This is a genomic window from Streptomyces celluloflavus (genome assembly GCA_000720995.1).
GTDB lineage: Bacteria > Actinomycetota > Actinomycetes > Streptomycetales > Streptomycetaceae > Streptomyces > Streptomyces celluloflavus.
The window spans coordinates 61,662-78,164 of record JOEL01000016.1 but is presented as its reverse complement, the minus strand read 5'-3'; the positions used below and the strand labels follow the sequence as shown (position 1 = coordinate 78,164).

The 16,503-nt window shown below is 72.1% G+C and carries 13 protein-coding genes; 3 read left to right on the top strand and 10 right to left on the bottom strand.

Annotated features, from left to right (window positions below; genetic code table 11):
* Positions 1 to 191: 191 nt before the first annotated feature.
* The 3 genes from IH09_RS17430 to ligD all read right to left on the bottom strand — a co-directional run bounded on the left by IH09_RS17430 (position 192) and on the right by ligD (position 3,302).
* Complete coding sequence (locus tag IH09_RS17430) at positions 192 to 1,082, bottom strand: class I SAM-dependent methyltransferase (RefSeq protein ID WP_052857205.1); 891 nt, start codon at positions 1,080 to 1,082, stop codon at positions 192 to 194.
* Between the two features lie 112 nt (positions 1,083 to 1,194).
* Positions 1,195 to 2,055 (bottom strand): hypothetical protein, encoded by an 861-nt coding sequence (locus IH09_RS17425; RefSeq protein WP_240150837.1) that lies wholly within the window; start codon positions 2,053 to 2,055, stop codon positions 1,195 to 1,197.
* Positions 2,056 to 2,255: 200 nt separating this feature from the next.
* A complete protein-coding gene (ligD, locus tag IH09_RS17420; RefSeq protein ID WP_052857204.1) occupies positions 2,256 to 3,302 on the bottom strand; it encodes a non-homologous end-joining DNA ligase in 1,047 nt (348 codons plus the stop codon).
* A gap of 121 nt (positions 3,303 to 3,423) precedes the next feature.
* Between ligD and IH09_RS17415 the strand changes: the two genes are divergently transcribed.
* Entirely contained in the window at positions 3,424 to 4,485 is a 1,062-nt protein-coding gene (locus tag IH09_RS17415; RefSeq protein WP_052857203.1) for an ATP-dependent DNA ligase, read from the top strand.
* Between the two features lie 84 nt (positions 4,486 to 4,569).
* Here IH09_RS17415 and IH09_RS17410 read toward each other — a convergent pair whose 3' ends face one another.
* From IH09_RS17410 to IH09_RS17395, 4 genes are all read right to left on the bottom strand, one after another.
* The gene (locus IH09_RS17410; protein ID WP_052857202.1) at positions 4,570 to 5,559 is read right to left on the bottom strand and encodes an MASE1 domain-containing protein; all 990 of its coding nucleotides are present in this window, start codon (positions 5,557 to 5,559) and stop codon (positions 4,570 to 4,572) included.
* A gap of 63 nt (positions 5,560 to 5,622) precedes the next feature.
* Positions 5,623 to 6,456, bottom strand: coding sequence for a PP2C family protein-serine/threonine phosphatase (locus IH09_RS17405; protein WP_052857201.1), 834 nt, complete (start codon positions 6,454 to 6,456; stop codon positions 5,623 to 5,625).
* A gap of 476 nt (positions 6,457 to 6,932) precedes the next feature.
* Complete coding sequence (locus IH09_RS17400) at positions 6,933 to 8,501, bottom strand: APC family permease (RefSeq protein WP_110952376.1); 1,569 nt, start codon at positions 8,499 to 8,501, stop codon at positions 6,933 to 6,935.
* Between the two features lie 547 nt (positions 8,502 to 9,048).
* On the bottom strand, positions 9,049 to 9,858 hold the full coding sequence (locus IH09_RS17395) for a FadR/GntR family transcriptional regulator (RefSeq protein WP_240150836.1): 810 nt from the start codon (positions 9,856 to 9,858) through the stop codon (positions 9,049 to 9,051).
* Positions 9,859 to 10,063: 205 nt separating this feature from the next.
* On the opposite strand from IH09_RS17395, the gene IH09_RS17390 reads away from it, so the two are divergent.
* Positions 10,064 to 11,074: an amidohydrolase family protein gene (locus IH09_RS17390; protein ID WP_052857199.1), complete on the top strand. Its 1,011-nt coding sequence runs from the start codon at positions 10,064 to 10,066 to the stop codon at positions 11,072 to 11,074.
* Between the two features lie 423 nt (positions 11,075 to 11,497).
* On the opposite strand, the gene IH09_RS17385 is transcribed toward IH09_RS17390, so the two are convergent.
* Complete coding sequence (locus tag IH09_RS17385; protein WP_052857198.1) at positions 11,498 to 11,695, bottom strand: acyl-CoA carboxylase subunit epsilon; 198 nt, start codon at positions 11,693 to 11,695, stop codon at positions 11,498 to 11,500.
* A gap of 352 nt (positions 11,696 to 12,047) precedes the next feature.
* On the opposite strand from IH09_RS17385, the gene IH09_RS17380 reads away from it, so the two are divergent.
* Positions 12,048 to 13,310 (top strand): Dyp-type peroxidase, encoded by a 1,263-nt coding sequence (locus tag IH09_RS17380; RefSeq protein ID WP_094790850.1) that lies wholly within the window; start codon positions 12,048 to 12,050, stop codon positions 13,308 to 13,310.
* A gap of 113 nt (positions 13,311 to 13,423) precedes the next feature.
* Here IH09_RS17380 and IH09_RS17375 read toward each other — a convergent pair whose 3' ends face one another.
* Together IH09_RS17375 and IH09_RS17370 are read right to left on the bottom strand one after the other, a co-directional pair.
* A complete protein-coding gene (locus IH09_RS17375) occupies positions 13,424 to 14,590 on the bottom strand; it encodes a type III polyketide synthase (protein WP_094790851.1) in 1,167 nt (388 codons plus the stop codon).
* Between the two features lie 52 nt (positions 14,591 to 14,642).
* Positions 14,643 to 15,848 (bottom strand): cytochrome P450, encoded by a 1,206-nt coding sequence (locus IH09_RS17370; protein WP_318279478.1) that lies wholly within the window; start codon positions 15,846 to 15,848, stop codon positions 14,643 to 14,645.
* Positions 15,849 to 16,503: the final 655 nt, after the last annotated feature.

Here is a 16,503-nt window from a genome sequence, read left to right as displayed (position 1 = left end):
ACATGGAGGGCGAATAGTGCCCGAGGGAAAGGAGTGTACAACTGGGGCGCCGAAAACGAAGAGGTTTTCGATCACGGTGGGGAGTGCGGAGCGGTGGTCTCCCACGAGCCGCTTCCGGCAGGCGTGTTGAGGCGCTCACCGTGTCGCGAGCGGGCCCGGCCGCGACGGCGACCGGACCGGTGCGGGTGCGCTCACGCGCCGCCGGCGCGGTGGCCGGCCGGTGCCGCGGCGAACCGCAGCCGGGTGATCAGGGGGCGGTTCTTCCGCAGGAAGGGCAGCGCCGCGGCGTGCGAAGCGGCGTAGCCGAGGAGGCCGCGGCCGGCCGGCAGCGGAATGTCGCGCAGTTCGGTGACGGCCGGGTGGACGGTTCGCAGGGCCTCCCGTTCGGCCGGGTCCACTCCCCAGGGCATCGGGGGAAGGCGGTGGCCACCCGGCCCCTGCCCGCCGGCCCGGGTGCGGGCGCTGAACCTGCGCGACACCGTGTCGAACACCATCGTGCCGCCGGGGAAGTTCTCCGCGCAGTCGGCGATCAGCTGGTGGACCTGCGCCGGTTGCAGATACATCAGCAGCCCCTGGGCGGTCACCAGGACACCGCGCGAGGCGTCGATCCCGTCCAGCCACCGGCGGTCGCGGATGTCGCAGGCGACCGTACGCTGCCGCGCACCGTGCGGCAGTACGCGCAGGCGCAGTTCCAGCGGATCGGCCAGGTCGACCGTGACCCATCGCACCCGACCGTTGTCCACCCGCCAGAACTGCGTCTCCATGCCTTCCCCGAGAGCGATCACGGTGCCGTCCGGGTGCGCGGCGAGGAACTCCCGTACCACGCCGTCGAATCCGAGCGCCCGGAGCGCGATGGCCTGCGCGACCCACGGCCGGGCGGCGCCGAGCCGGGCGCGGAAGGGAAAGTCCAGCTCCTGCACCAGCCGCACCGCCCGGGGATCGGGCAGCACCGTGTCCGGGCGGGCGGCCTCCGCCGCCCGGTGGTACACGGTCCACAGGGCCGTCTCCGGAATTCCCGTGAGATCCGGCCTCGGTTGGTCTTGGCCTCGCACCAGTTCCTCCACCGCGCGGTAGGCGGGCATACGGCGTACCTCCGCCCGTGTCGTCGTCGCGGCACCGACCGGCCGCGAACGTAACGTGGCCGATCGGCCACGACAGGCACTCCGGAGCGGAACGCCGCCGAGGCGGTAACGATCAGGAGCTGAGGTGGTATTGGGCCCAGGGCTGCTGGGACGGGAGGGGCTCCTCGTGCGGGGGGCCGAAGTTGCCCCAGGGGGCGAGCGTGGCGTCCCACTCGGGGACGAAGTGGGTCACGTCCGGGACGGCCTCCCCCACCGGCCCGGTGGCGACATGCCAGGTGGACGGCACCGCGTACGCGGGCGGCTGGGCGTTCCACGCCACCGTCTGCTGCACGGGGATCGTGTACTCGGATTCGGGTGCCTCGCCGTGGCCCCGGCGGTGGCGTCCGCCGTAGCTCTCCCCGCCCGGTGCGGGGGTGCCGTGGAACCGGCCCTGGGCCGACAGCTGTTGTGCGCGGGCGACCAGGCGGGTGAGGTCGAGCCCCAGCTCGGCGGCGAGTTCCCGCAGGTCCACGCCGGTCTGCCAGCTGCCGATGAGCACGGCGTCCACCGCCGCCGACCAGCCCGGCTCCTGTGGTGTGCCCGATGTGTCGCGAGGCGGTCCGGCGGGGCCGGTTCCGGCCGCGGCGGGGTAGGCGGCGGAGGCCGCGCCGGGAGGGGTGTCGGAAGCCGTGTTGGTGAGGTCCGGTTCCTGGGGCGGGGTCGCGGGGGCGGCGGCGAGCAGTTCGTCGGCGACGGCGCGGGCGTCGGCCTTGCCCACCGTGCGCCGGGCGATGCGCACTTCCCGCTCGTTCAGCCCGAAGAGACCGGCCACCGCCCCCGCACTGCCCACGGTCACCGCGAACGCGGCCAGTACCCGGGACCGGTCGGCCTGCGCCTCGTCGAGTCTGGCCTGCGCCTCCTTGACCCGCTCGTCTCCCCGGCAGAACGCTTCGGCCAGTACCGCGTTCCGGTCCCACAGCTCTCTAGGCTCCATGCACGGTCAACGCGCCGACGTCACAGACGAATCGCCCCGACGCCATGAATTCCCCCAAAGCGCGCATCAGATAGCGAAATTAGAATAACTACACCATCTCATTGAACGCGTCGGAGGCATATGGCAGGGCGGCCACGAGAACCACTGCCCGCCCTGCCATCAGGGCGGCGCCTCAGGTGGGGGGACACTTAGCCGCTCTCTCAGCCGGCCCCCTCGGGCGGGCCGCCGGATCCGGTCGTACCGCTCTTCCGGGCCCGGCTCGGCTGGACCCGGGACGGCTCCCCCGGCATCTTCGGATGGTCGGGCGGATAGGGCATATCACCCAGCCCTCCGTCCTTCTCCTGCCGGTCGGCGAGTTCCAGGACGGATTCCAGACCGAATGCGTGCCCGTCCATGTCCGCGTGGAGGTCGCCGAGTTCCGCGAAGCGCGGCGGAACGGTGCGCAGATCGAAGTCCTCGGGATCGGCCTCGGAGAGTTCCGACCAGCGCAGCGGGGTGGAGACCGTCGCCCGGGGTCGGGAGCGCAGGGAGTACGCGGAGGCGATGGTCCGGTCCCGGGCCATCTGGTTGTAGTCCACGAAGACCTTCGCGCCGCGTTCCTCCTTCCACCACGCCGAGGTCACCAGGCCGGGCATCCGGCGCTCCAGTGCCCGTGCCAGCGCGATCGCGGCCCGTCTGACCTCGGTGAACGTCCAGTGGGGGCGGATCGGGACGTAGACGTGCGCCCCGCGGCCACCGGAGGTCTTCGGCCAGCCGCGCAGCCCGTGCTCCGCCAGCAGCGCGCGCAGTTCGTGGGCGACCCGAACGGCGTCCGCGAAGTCCGTGCCGGGCTGCGGATCGAGGTCGATCCGCAGTTCGTCGGGGTGCTCGGTGTCACCGCGGCGGACCGGCCAGGGGTGGAACGTCAGGCAGCCGAGGTTGGCCGCCCAGAGCACGGCGGCGGGCTCGGTGGGGCACATCTCGTCGGCGAACCGCCCGCTGGGGAAGGTGATGCGGGCGGTGGGCAGCCACTCCGGCAGCCCCTTGGGGGCCCGCTTCTGGTAGAAGAACTCGCCCGCCACCCCGTCGGGAAAGCGCTGCATGGTGGTGGGCCGGTCGCGCAGTCCGCGCAGCACACCGTCCACGACCGCCAGGTAGTACTGCGCGACGTCCAGCTTGGTGAAGCCGCGCTCCGGGTAGTACGTCTTGTCGGGATGCGACACCCGCACCGTGCGCCCGGCGACCTCCAGCTCAACAGCTCCGGCCATGCCTCCACGCTAGATTCCGGACGGCCGGACCGCGCGCCGGAGGCGGCGGGCGCGGTGCCGGTCGGGTCGGGTGCCCGCTCCCCGGCGCGCGGGAAGGCCGTGCGGCCCGCAGGATCGGGACATGGACCTGCCCGTCATGCCCCCGGTCTCCCCCATGCTCGCCAAGCCGGTGGCCGACATCCCGGACGGCATGCAGTACGAGGCCAAATGGGACGGATTCCGCGTCATCGTCTTCCGCGACGGCGACGACATCGAGATCGCCAGCCGTACGACGAAGTCGCTGACCCGGTACTTCCCCGAGGTGAGCGCCGCCGTACGGGCCGAGCTGCCGCCACGCTGTGTCGTCGATGGCGAGATCGTCATCGCGCACGACGGGCAGCTGCACTTCGAGGAGTTGCTGGAACGCATCCACCCGGCGGACTCGCGGGTCCGTACGCTCGCCGGCCGGACGCCCGCTTCGCTCATCGCCTTCGATCTGCTGGCCCTCGGGACCGCATCCCTGCTGGACGCCCCGCAGACGGCCCGGCGGGAGGCGCTGGTGGAGGCCCTGCGGCCGGCCCGGCCACCGGTGCACACCGCGCCCGCCACCACGGACCGGGAGCTGGCGCGTACCTGGTTCACGCAGTTCGAAGGGGCGGGCCTGGACGGGGTGATCGCCAAACCGCCGGGGCTGCCGTACCGGCCGGGCGAACGCGTGATGTTCAAGGTGAAGCACGCGCGCACCGCCGACTGTGTCGTCGCGGGCTACCGGCTGCACAAGAGCGGGCCGGTGGTCGGCTCCCTGCTGCTGGGCCTGTACGACGGCGCCGGGCGGCTGCAGCACATCGGGGTGTGCGCCTCGTTCCCCATGGCCAGGCGGCGCGAACTGATCGAGGAGCTGGCGCCGCTGCGGATGGCCGATGCCACAGGACATCCCTGGGCGGACTGGGCCGACGAAGCGGCGCACGCCTCCGCACGGATGCCCGGCGGGCCCAGCCGGTGGAGCGGCGGCAAGGACCTGTCCTGGGTGCCGCTCAGCCCGGAGCGGGTATGCGAGGTCGCGTACGACCATATGGAGGGCAGCAGATTCCGGCATACGGCCCAGTTCCGCCGCTGGCGCCCCGACCGCACACCGGAGAGCTGCACCTACGCCCAACTGGAGGAGCCGGTCGGCTACGACCTGCGGACGCTGCTGGGCGGCTGAGCCGCGAAGACGGCCGGGCGGCCGGGCCGACTGCCCGTGGTCCAGGGGTGCGGTCCCGGCCCAGGCGCCCCGGACACCGTCATCTCATCCGTCCTCGCCGTCCGGTGGCGGCCACTGGCGGCCGCTCTCGCCCGGTGCCAGGCGGTCCACCACTTCGGCCAGTTCCCGGCACGCCTGCTCGATCCTGCGCCGGATGCCGTTCTGCTCGGTGACGACCGCCGCCAGCAGCAGCGCGGTGAGCGCCGCGGACCCGTTCAGGGCCTGGAGATTGACCATGGACTGCAACAGGCTCTGGTGGGCGAACGGTCCGAGGCCGCCGGTCGCCGCGATGATCGCCTGTACGGACACGAGCAGTACGCAGGGCGCCGCCCCCGCCAGCTGGAAGCGCAGCGCCGCCCACACGATCAGCGGGAAGACGAGGAACAGCAGCGCCAGGGAGCTCCTGGTCGCCAGGACCGAGACGGCGACGGAGGCGGCCAGCAGCGCCGCCGCCTCGGCCCACCGGTAGTGCCGGATGTCCCGGAGCACCCGGGGCGAGCGGAAGGCCAGCAGGACCGGGGCCACCACGAGTACGCCCATCGCGTCACCCGCCCACCACGCGGCCCAGGTCGGCCAGAATCCGCTCGACGGCAGGGAACCGGTCGCCCACAGGCTGCCGCTGCCCAGGGTCGCGCTGACCAGCATCCCGCCCAGGGCACCGAGGGCCACCAGCAGCACCCCGTCGCGCAGCCGGTCCAGTTCGACGCGGAAGCCCACCCGGCGGAGCATCAGATAGGCGCACACCGGGGCGAGGGTGTTCCCCACGATGATGCCGAAGTCGGCGGCGTGCAGCGGGCTGAGCGTCACGACGACGAGGAACGTGCCGAGTGCGATACCCGGCCAGATACGGATACCGAAGAAGAGCAGGCAGCTCAGCGCGACACCGGTGGGCGGCCAGAGCGGAGTCACCACCGCGCCCGCGATCCGCACTTCCTCCAGCAGACCGCACCACGCGGACGCGTAGTAGACGCCGCCCAGGGCGAGGATCTCCAGGACTGGGGTGGCCGATCGCCGGAACTGCTCGGTGCGCACCACAGCAGTCATCAGACAACGCCCCCGGCCGCGCACCCGCCGCGACACGCGTGCCCGGTCCGTGCTTCACCCGCCGCCGTCCCGCGCCGCGTCGAAGCGCAGGACCATGACCGCGGCGTCGTCCGCGTGTCCGGTGCGTTCGGCCACGGTCATCACCTCGGCGGCCACCTCGGCCGGATCGTCGCCCGCTCGGGCGCTCACCAGCCGGGTCACCTGGGCCAGCCCCGCCTCGATCGGGAAGGACGGCCCCTCGACCACACCGTCGGTGAGCAGGACGAACGCTCCCGCGGTGGTGAGCCGGCGCCGGGTGACCGGGTACACCTCCCCCGGCAGGACGCCGAGCGGCAGCCCGCCCTCGTCCTCGGCGAGGCCGCACCGGCCGTCGGTCGTGGCCCAGATCCCGGGTATGTGACCGGCGCGGGCGCTGGCGAGTTCCCAGGTGTCCGGGTCGAAGCGGAGGAAGGTGCAGGTCGCGAAGAGTCCGGAGTCGACGGAGAGCAGCAGGTCGTTGGCCCGGCTCAGCACCTCCCCCGGGTCGCCGGCACCGGTGGCCACCGCGCGCAGGCCGATGCGGATCTGCCCCATGAAGGCGGCCGCCTCGACGTCGTGGCCCTGTACGTCGCCGACGGAGAAGGCCAGTGCGCCGTCGGCCAGGGGGAAGCCGTCGAACCAGTCGCCGCCGATGTCCAGGCCGTGGCGGGCGGGCGCGTACGTGGCCGCGGTCCGCAGCCCCGGCACTTCCGGCAGCGCGGCGGGCAGCATCTCGCGCTGGAGCACTTCGGCCAGCTCCACCCGGGCCTGCTGGAGCTCGGCCCCTCGCCGCGCCTGGGCGGTGAGCCGCCCGAGCGTGGTCAGCAGGTCATCGGCGCTCGCCGATCTCCAGGGACGACGCCGGGACATGGACCGCTCCAGGGTGCGTCGGGTCATGGGCCACTGCGGGCCGTGCGCCGCGCGGCAGGTCCGTTCCGCCCTCCTGACCTGGCCGGGTCCTGGCCCGGCTGCGGGCCGGACCGGCCCGCACCGGCCGGTTGGCCGAAGCTGACGGGACTGCTCCGAGCGGGGCTCCGGCAAGAGCCCCGCATTCATCATATTTCTGCGGTTTGACTTCCGCTTGACGGCGGCGGGCGGCGCCGGACGGGGCGGACGTCTGCCCGTCGCGTCCCCCGGCCCCCTCGTGTCGGGACCCCGCCGGCCTCCCGCCTTCCGTAGCCGGACGTCCGGACGGGGCCCGCGCCCACCGGGGCGGGCCGCTCGGGGCGACCGCTCCGCCGCGGTCGACACCGTCCGCGGTGGTACGCGCCCTCGCACCGATGCGCGCATCCGCACGTCGCCGCGCGGGCCCGGCTCGGTGCGAGCGGCACGTCATGGCCGAGCCGTCACACGGCGGCGGTACGGGATGCCGTCAGCTGGCCGACGCCCGACCGCACCGCCCAGCAGAAGATCGCCAGAGCGGCGACGGCCACGGCGACCGAGTCGTACGGGGCGGGCAGCCGGCCGGAGCCCTTGAAGGTGCCGAGCCAGGACAGCACGGTCAGCGTGGCGAGGTAAACCACCAGCCAGGCGCCGGTGCGCAGTTCGGCGACGAGCGGGCGGCTTTCGGTGCCGTCGTGCTCCTCGGCCGCCCGCCCGCCGCCCGCTCCCGGGCGGCGCATGACCAGGAAGATCAGGAGTCCGGCGAGCACGAGCGGCAGGGCGAGGCGCAGATTGTGCCAGCCCGACCAGTACACGAATTCGCTCGCGACGGCGAAGCTGAGCGGTGCGATCCAGCGCAGTCCGGGCACCCATCCGGCCGTGCCGCCGCCCGGTGCGGCGCGGAACACGGCGACGGCGACCGCCGAGGCCGCGTAGATCAGCAGGTACATATCGCCCATGACGCTGACGATGTCCTGCCAGCCGCCGAAGGGCAGCAGAAAGATCACGATCACTGCGAGGTTGACGGCCAGTGCCCGGCGCGGCACGCCGGACCGCTCGTCGACCTTCATGAAGTACCGGGGGATCGTGCCGTTCTTGGCCAGCGCGTAGGTGTGCCGCGCGTCGATCGCCACGCCCACGTACGCCGAACCGCCCGGTGAGATCGCCGCGTCCGCGTAGAGCAGGCTGGCGAGCCAGTGGAGGTTGAGGATCAGCGCGAGCTGCCCGAACGGCGAGTCGAAGGAGACACCGCGCCAGCCGCCGCCGAGGAGGTTTTCGGGGACGGTGAAGAGGAAGGCCAGTTGCAGGGCCAGGTACATGGCGACAGCCAGGGCGATGCCGGTGAGGACCGCCGCCGGGATGGTCCGGCGGGGGTTGCGGGTCTCGCCCGAGAAGTCCAGCGGGGCCTGGAAGCCGTTGACCGAGTAGACGACCCCGCCGCCGGCGAGCGCGGTCAGGCAGGCGGCGTAACCGTACGGCGCGAATCCCCCGTGGTCCGTCAGCCGCCCGGAGTGCCAGCCGGAGGCGATGAGCGCGATCACGGTGATCACCGGTACGGCGATCTTGAACACCGAGACCAGGTTGTTCAGTTGGGCGAACATCCGCACCGCGAACCAGTTCAGCGCCGTCAGCAGGACGCTGAGCCCCACCGCGACGGCCAGCCCGGCAGCGGTGAGGGTGTGGCCGTTGTAGATGCCGGGGAGGTAGTGGGCGGCGTACTGCATGATCGCGCTGATCTCGGCCGCGGTGCCGCCGACCGACAGCAGCACCGACCAGCCGATGAGGGTGCCGACGAGGCGTCCGCTGGCGAAGAGCGGCCAGCGGACCGTGCCGCCGCCCTCCGGGCGCGATGCGCCGAGCTCGATCATGACCAGCGCGACGAGTCCGCACAGCAGCCCGGCGCCGACCCAGGACAGCAGCGCGGCGGGGCCCGCAGTCTGCGCGGCGTATATGGCGGCGAACAGCCAGCCGGAACCGACGATGTTGGAGAAGCCGATCGCCGTCAGCCCCCAGAACCCCAGGTCCCGGCGCAACCGGCTCTCCTGCACCCGCACTCCGGATGCACCGGCCCCGTCCGCCTCAGCTGCCCTCTGATGCTCCGTCACGAGCACGGCCTCCTCGGTTCATTGCGCCGGCCCGGCGCAGCCACCGCCGCCGCGAGCCCTGCTCCGGATTCTGCCGTTCCGCCACCGGGAATCGGCACGCCACCGCGCGGCCGCGGACGGCGCGCACACCCCGGAGGGCGGAACCGGCCCGGACAGCGGGCCGCGGAGACCCGCGGACCGGCACTTCGCTCCCCGGTCCCCGACTCCCGGCGCACCGGGGCGGGGAGGCCACGCAGCGGCCTCGTGTCCCCGGCGCCCGGCCCGGTGGTCATGGCGCCGTTCCGCGGGCCGGTCCGCAGGGCGGCACGCGCGAGGCCGGTCGCGGCACTCCGCCGCGCGAACTCTCCGCACCCGGCCGCCCGCTCCGGCGACGATGGCTGATCCCGCATCCCCCACTCATACGCAGCAGGCTACGGGGCACCACTGACAATCGGCGGTACGGCGGGCGCCCGGCGCCGCCCGGCACCCCGTCAGTTCACGAAGTCGGGTGCTCGCTCTGCCGGTTCACGCTGGTGTTGTGCGCGCGGGTGAGCTCGATCGCTCGGCCGCGGTCCCGGGCGTCGAGCGCGTCCACGAGGGAGACGTGCAGTGCGTGGCGCTCATGGATGTAGTCCGGCAGGGACAGTCCGCTGATGGGCAGGACCGACAGGGTGTGGGACTCGATGATCTCCAGCAGGCTGTCATAGAGCGAGCGCAGCAGGGGGTTGGGGCTGATCGCGGCTATGCGGGCGTGCAGTCCCCAGTTGGCGCGCACGAAGGCGTCGGGATCCGCCGCATCGGCCGCCGCCCGCATGACGCCCAGTTGCCGGCGGAGGTCGGCGATGTCCGCGGGCGAGGCGTGCCACAGGGCGTCCTCGATCAGCAGGGGGTCGATGGCGTCGCGGATACGGACCGCGTCGGCGACGTCGGTCTGCCGGGCGTCGAGTGCGAGGACGGAGTTGCCGAGCCGGACCATCGGGGACTGCTCGGCGGCGAAGAGGCCGCCGCCCGGTCCGGGCCGGACGGTCACCACGCCGCGGGACTGGAGCAGGCGCAGCGCCTCGTTGAACGTACCGACCGAGACCTGGCACATGGTCCGCAGCTCGTCCTTGGTGCCGAGGCGGGCGCCGGCCTCGGCCGCGCCGGCCAGGGCGGCGATCCGGTCGGCCGCCGCTTCTGCGCGGCGGGGAGCGGTGGACCGCTCGGCATCGGCCGGGACTCGCGCGCGCCGGATCGCGGACGCGGCACGGCCCTCACGGATCCCCGCCTGCCGCGGTGCGGTTCCGTCGCCCTGTGCGGTGGCCAATGCGCGCTCCGATCTCCGTGAATTCATCATGATGATATCAGCGAGAGCTTCTTGACGGCGCGGCGGACGAGGAAGCGACATCACCATAATCATCATGATGGTTCGAGAGCGCGGCCGATCCCGGCACTCCGCTGCCGCCCGCACCGGACGAGCCGTACCGCCGCGCGATCGCCCGGGAATCCGAGAACCACCTAGGGAACCGCAGATGACCAGCAACAGCACCACCACCGCTGCCCCATCGGCACCACTGGTCGATGTGCACGCGCATTTCGTGACGCCCGACTACGTCGACACGGCACGGGCCGCCGGGCACCGACAGCCGGACGGTATGGCCGCTTGGCCCACCTGGAGCGCCGCCGCCCACTTGGAGCTGATGGACCGCTGGGGTGTGGCCACCTCCTTCCTCTCGGTCTCCTCCCCCGGTACGCACTTCGGCGACGACGCGGCCGCGCGGCACCTGAGCAGACGCGTCAACGAGGCGGCCGCGGAGGTGGTACGGGCGCACCCCGGCAGGTTCGGTCATTTCGCCGCCCTACCGCTGCCCGACGTCGACGGTTCGCTCCAGGAGCTCGCGTACGCGCTGGACGATCTCGGCAGCGACGGCGCGGCGATCGAGACCAACGCCGGCGGCGTCTACCTCGGCGACGAGCGCTTCGCACCGCTCTACGCCGAACTCGACCGCCGCCGCACCGTCGTCTTCGTCCACCCCACCTCACCACCGTGCTACGAAGCCGTCTCGCTCGGCCGGCCGCGGCCCATGCTGGAGTTCATCTTCGATTCCGCCCGCGCCGCCGGCGACCTGGTCTTCTCCGGGATGCTGACGCGCTTCCCCGGAATCGAATGGATCTTCACCCACGGCGGCGGCGCCCTCCCCCTGCTCGCCGATCGCATGGAACTGTTCCGCGATCCCCTCTTCGGCGAAGATCCCGCGAGCCCGACGGTCCCCGAGCAGCTGAGCCGGCTCTGGTTCGACATGGCCGGGACTCCGTTCCCCCGTCAAATCCCGGCTCTGGACCGGGCGTTCGACACCGGGAGGCTGCTGTACGGCAGCGACTACTGCTGGACCCCGGCCGCCGCGGCCACCGCGCAGGTCGCCTCCGTGGACGCCGCCGAACAGCCCATCGGCGACACCTGGCGCGCCCTGACCACGCGCAACGCCGGCCGGCTGCTCCCCCGGCTCCGCGCGGGAGGCGGCAACGCCCCGGATACGGAGTGAGCGGCGACGGCGGGACGCAGGAGAGCGGGACCGGGGCACGCCGTCGACGAAGGGCCTGTCGGACGGGGAACACCCCCGAAGGACATCCCTGCCGGAGGCGCTGACGAGGCCGGCGGTGTCGACCAGGCCGGCGGCGGCGTCAGCGGCGGGCAACTGATGTCGCCCGGCCGCTTCCCGGGGTGACACGCGGCCGCCGGCGTCCCACGGCAGGCCCGTGCATCGCCGTGCAAGCCGTACGCGCGCCACGATCCGTCCCCGCGCGCCGCACCGGAGCCGCCTGCCACTTATCGGCCGGGGCCGGATACCAGAGACCGGCGACGCGACCGTACCCGGCAGCCGTCAGGTGTCCCTGCCAATGCCCCCGTAGACGGCCGCGCCCCGGACGCACAAGGCGGCGTCGCACCGGCCGGTCCGGTGGCGGCGTCAGCGGCAGGACCAGCAGCCCGACCAGCAGGCGCAGCGGGCGACGTGGCGGATCCGGCCCCGGTTGGCGGTGTGGTGAGGGGCCACCTCAGGGGCGGGGGCGAAGTGGGCGCAGAGGATGACCGTGATCGCGGCGAGTTCCTCGGGCTCGGCATGGCCCTTTTCGACGCGCAGTTGGACGTCACCGGGGGTGCTCATTTGGGATTCCAGGTGCTTGACGGCCCGCCACCGTGTGTGGCGGGCGCCCGAGCACCGCACTGCGGCGCGCTCGGGCCGTTCACCACATCAAGCTAGTCGCGCGGTACGGCGGTGTCGCGCCGGAAGCCCGTCCCATTGGGCCATCCGTGACCAGGCCCGGTGTGCGCCCCGTCGTGCGCCCGGCGCATCACGTCAAGGGGCCGATCGGGCGAGCGGTTGACGCGCCCACGCGTGATAGTCGGGCGCCGGACCGTGTTGATCCCGGCCATCGCGCCCCCGCCGGAGACCATCGCACAGCCATGCACAGGCAGACGGGTGCCGGACGACACGAACGCTAAGGATGGCAGGACGAATGACAAGTGATCGAACCGGCGACGGCCGGTCGGAGGGCGGACGCCGCGGGTTTCTCAAGTGCGCGGCGGGGCTGGCCGGGGTCGCGGCCGCCGGAGGCGTCGCCGGACAGACACCGGCGTACGCGGCAGGGCCGGCGCTGACCGGCGGCTCGAACCCCGGGGGCAGAGCGATCCCGCCGGACCACATCCCGTTCCACGGCCGCCATCAGTCCGGCATCGTGACCGAGCAGCAGGTCCGCGCCGGGATCGTCTCCTTCGACGTACTGGCGGATGACCGCAGAGAACTCATCGATCTGTTCAGAACAATCACCGAGCGGGCCCGCGTGCTCGTCCACGGGCTGACGCCGAAGGACAAGACGGTCGCCGCGCTGCCGGCCACGGCCAACTCGCTCACCCTCACACTGGGCGTCGGGGCATCGCTCTTCGACGACCGGTACGGCCTCGCCCCGCGGCTGCCCAGACACCTGCGCGAGATGCCGTCGTTCCCCAACGACGACCTGGATCCGGAGCGCTGTCACGGCGATCTGTCACTCCAGATCGGCTCGCAGCACCACGACGTCATCGTGCACGTCCTGCACGACCTGGCCCAGCACACCGACGGCATGCTGCGACCGCGCTGGCGCATGGACGGGTTCCTCAACCCGTCGCGGCCCACGGGTGCGCCGCGCACCTTCGTCGGTTTCAAGGACGGCATCAGCAATCCCAACATCAAGTCCGCCGACGTGATGAACCGGCTGATGTGGGTCACACCGGAGTGCGATGAGCCCGACTGGGCGGTGGGCGGCTGCTATCAGGTGGTGCGCCTCATCCTCTTCGACCTCGACTCCTGGGACCAGGTGGACACCGCCGACCAGGAAAAGATCTTCGGCCGCCGCAAGGGCACCGGAGCGCCCCTGGACGGCAAGAACGAACTGGACAAGCCGGACTACGACGCCGACCCGGACGGCAAGAAGATCCCGCTCGGCGCCCACATCCGGCTCGCCAACCCGCAGACCCCGGAGACGGCGGACTCCCATTTCCTGCGCCGGAGTTACAACTACGACGGCGGGTTCAACCCGGACGGCACGCTGGACGTCGGGCTGCTCTTCTGCGCCTACCAGCAGGACGTGCATCGGCAGTTCGCCGCCGTGCAGTGGAGACTGGTGGACGAGCCGCTGTCCGATTACGTCACGCCGGTCGGCGGGGGCTACTTCTTCGTGCTGCCCGGGGTGCGGGACAGCTCCGACTGGCTGGGTTCCGGGCTGCTGTACCGCCGGTACTGATCCCTCTCGCCCGCCGCACCACGGCGGCGGCCGGTGGCGTGTAGCAGAGCCACACGCCACCGGCCGGAGCTGCACCCGGCGCCGTCATCCGAGGGCGGCGCCGCGGCCGGGCCTCACCCGGCCGGTGCGGCCGCCGGTTCGGCGGTGGGCCGGCCGGCGTCCGGGGCACCGGAGGACGACAGGCCGGCGGGGGCGAACCCGACGGACTCGCGCGCCCTGTCGTGCGACGGCGGCGCCCCCGTCCAGCGGCCCAGCACCATCTCCGCGGTGATCCCCGGACCGAATCCCGCGATCAGACCGGTACCGGGAGCGGGCACCTGGCCCTCCTCGAAGAGCCGGGCCAGTGCGTCGAACACCACGGCACTGGCGATATTGCCGCGTTCGGTCAGGGTCGCCCGGCTGAACCTGAAGGTCTCCGGTGGGAGGGACAGGTACCGGGAGAGGTCGTCCAGGATCCGTGGACCGCCGGCGTGCACGATGTAGAAGTCCAGGTCGGTGACGTCCCAGCGGTGTTCTTCGGCCAGCGTGCGGAGCGCGGGTGCCAGCATGGCCATCGTGCCGGGCACCCGCTTGTCCAGCAGGAAGTGGAAGCCGGTGTCCCGCACGCTGTAGGAGATCCAGTCCTCCGTGTCCGGCACCAGGTGCGAGCCGTTGCGCTCCAGCTCCATGCCCGTACCGCCCTTGCCGCGTACGACGGCGGCGGCGATGGCGTCGCCGAACAGGCCGTTGGAGAGCAGTGACCCCACTCCCAGGTCGGTCGGCTGGTACAGCAGGGAGCAGAACTCGCACGCCACGATGAGGGCGTTGGCCTCCGGGTAGGCCCGGCAGAAGTCGTGCGCCCGGTTGATCGCCGCACCGCCGGCGGCGCAACCGAGCTGCGCGATCGGCAGCTGCCGGGTGTCGGTGCGGAATCCCAGCGAGTTGATCATCCATGCCGTCATCGACGGCATCATGAAACCCGTACAGGAGACGTAGATCAGCAGATCGATCTCCTGGGCCGTGACCTCGGCGTGCTCCAGGGCCCGTCGGACCACTTCGGGTACCCGCTCCTTGGCCTCCAGGGTGTACAGGTCATTGCGCTTTTCGAAGCCCGGGTGGCGCAGTGTCTCGTCGATGGGCTGGACGAGATGGCGGGTCTTCACCCCGGTGTTCTCGATCAGCCGCAGCACCAGGCCGAGCTGCTCGTGGTCGGCGTGCAGCGTACGGGCGAGCTCCAGGGTCTCGTCGAGCGTGATGATGTGTTCGGGCACGGCGATGGCCGGTCTGCACAACGTGGTCATGGCTGGCTCCCTCCAAGGATCCAGTCGGTGTACGTCGTCGGATGGGCCGGGGTCACCATGCGACCGGCAGGGCCGTCGGATAACGCCAGATCGACCCGGTGTTCCAGTCGATCTCGTCCTCGGGAACCGCCAGCCGCAGATCCGGGAAGCGGTTGAGGAGCGTTCCGATGGCGACCTGGAGTTCCATCCGCGCCAGGTGCGAGCCGAGGCAGTGGTGCGTGCCGTAGCCGAATGCCATGTGGTTGGGGGTGCCGCGTTCGAGGTCCAGTTCGTTGGGCCGCTCGTACATCTGGGGGTCGCGGTTGGCGGCGAGGTAGGACACATGGACCACGTCGCCGGCCCGGATGGGCACCCCGTCGATGTCGACGTCCTCGGTGGCCACGCGGGCGATGCCCACTCCCTGGCGGAAGGGGATGAAGCGCAGCAGCTCTTCGAGGGCGCGCGGGAGCAGGTCGGGCTCGTTGCGGAGCTTCGCGAGCTGTTCCGGGTGGGTCAGCAGCGTGTGGGTGATGTTGCTGAGCTGGTAGGTGGTGGTGTCGTGTCCGGTGACGAGGAGCACCATGCCGAGGACGGCCAGTTCCTTCTCGTCGAGGAGTTCATCGCCGTCTCGCGCGGTGGCCAGACCGCTGAGCAGGTCGTCGCCTGGATCGCGCCGCCGCTGGGCGGTGAGCTCGCTGAAATATTCGCGCAGCCCCTTCTTGGCCGCGTTGGCCGCGTCCCGGTCGGGGACGCCGACGGCCATCATGGCGATGGCCCAGCTGCGCAGTTGGGCGCGGTCGTCCGCGGGGATGTCCAGCAGTTCGCTGATGGTCCTGAGGGGCAGCCGCGAGGAGAGGAACTGGACGAGGTCGGCGGGGGCGCCGTGCTCCGTCATCTCGTCGAGGAACCCGTCCACGACGCGCCGCGTGGTGGATCGCTGCCGTTCGACCTGGCGATTGGTGAAGCCCATGGCCACCAGGCGCCGCAGTCGGTTGTGTTCCGGCGGATCCATGAGGTTGATCGCCTCCACCTGGGCGATCGGGGCGGGTGTCATACGGGGCAGATCACGCCCGATGCCCGCGGCTCGGCTGAACCGGCGGTCGGTGGTGACGAAGCGGACGTCTTCGTATCTGGTCACCAGCCATGCCTCGCCCTCACCGTGCGGCATGCGGATACGGGCGATCGGCGCCTCGTTCAGCAGCTGCGCCAGCAGCGGGTCGAATTCCAGGCCGTTGGTGTGGGCGAAGGGGCAGTGCCAGACCTTGGTGTCGGGACTCACGGGAATACTCCAAGCTCATGGGGACATGGAGATGTAGACCCCATGGCAGGGGTCGCATGCCCGGCGCGCCGCAAGATCGCCCGAATGGCGTAAGCATCCGCCCCACACGGGTCAGTTCCACGTGCGGAATCCGAGGAGGTATTTCTGAGGCCGTGTGAACGTTTCCGGAGTCCCTGCAGGGGGGCGCACACGGGTCCGGCGCGCCGCTGTCCCCGCGGTGCGGGAGACGGGCGGAGCGGTCCACGGGTGCGCCTTCCGCCGCCTCCGGCACCGCCCGTGACGCCGGCCGGGACGCCTCGGCGAAGGAGCCCTCACCAGGGAACTCACCGCGTGGCGAGATCCTCGTACGCGGCGGTGGCGAGTCGCCGGCCGCGGGTTTCGCTGGTGGTCCCGCCGGTCTTCAGGCCCCCGTATGCGCGAGCTCGGCGCCGTACCGGGACAGGCGTCCGGCGCCCTCGGGGAAGGGCCAGGGGAAGTCGGCGCCGAGGGGCCCGGCCAGCTCCGTACGGAAGAAACCGTACGGATGAAGAGGGAACGGAAGGGGGTGCCGAGCGACTGGCCGGTGCTACGGCGTGCGGCCTCGCCGTTGCGTCCACGCCGTACGACCACGCCGACGAGGAGACCGGATGCGACGGAGCCGCAGCCGCTCCATGCC

What these genes read in the sequence shown, in the direction of transcription:
- IH09_RS17375 (WP_094790851.1), bottom strand. Translation starts at nt 14,590, where the DNA reads ATGACCACGTTGTGCAGACCGGCCATCGCCGTGCCCGAACACATCATC.
- IH09_RS17380 (WP_094790850.1), top strand. Translation starts at nt 12,048, where the DNA reads ATGACAAGTGATCGAACCGGCGACGGCCGGTCGGAGGGCGGACGCCGC.
- IH09_RS17425 (WP_240150837.1), bottom strand. Translation starts at nt 2,055, where the DNA reads ATGGAGCCTAGAGAGCTGTGGGACCGGAACGCGGTACTGGCCGAAGCG.
- IH09_RS17405 (WP_052857201.1), bottom strand. Translation starts at nt 6,456, where the DNA reads ATGTCCCGGCGTCGTCCCTGGAGATCGGCGAGCGCCGATGACCTGCTG.
- IH09_RS17390 (WP_052857199.1), top strand. Translation starts at nt 10,064, where the DNA reads ATGACCAGCAACAGCACCACCACCGCTGCCCCATCGGCACCACTGGTC.
- IH09_RS17385 (WP_052857198.1), bottom strand. Translation starts at nt 11,695, where the DNA reads ATGAGCACCCCCGGTGACGTCCAACTGCGCGTCGAAAAGGGCCATGCC.
- IH09_RS17430 (WP_052857205.1), bottom strand. Translation starts at nt 1,082, where the DNA reads ATGCCCGCCTACCGCGCGGTGGAGGAACTGGTGCGAGGCCAAGACCAA.
- IH09_RS17415 (WP_052857203.1), top strand. Translation starts at nt 3,424, where the DNA reads ATGGACCTGCCCGTCATGCCCCCGGTCTCCCCCATGCTCGCCAAGCCG.
- ligD (WP_052857204.1), bottom strand. Translation starts at nt 3,302, where the DNA reads ATGGCCGGAGCTGTTGAGCTGGAGGTCGCCGGGCGCACGGTGCGGGTG.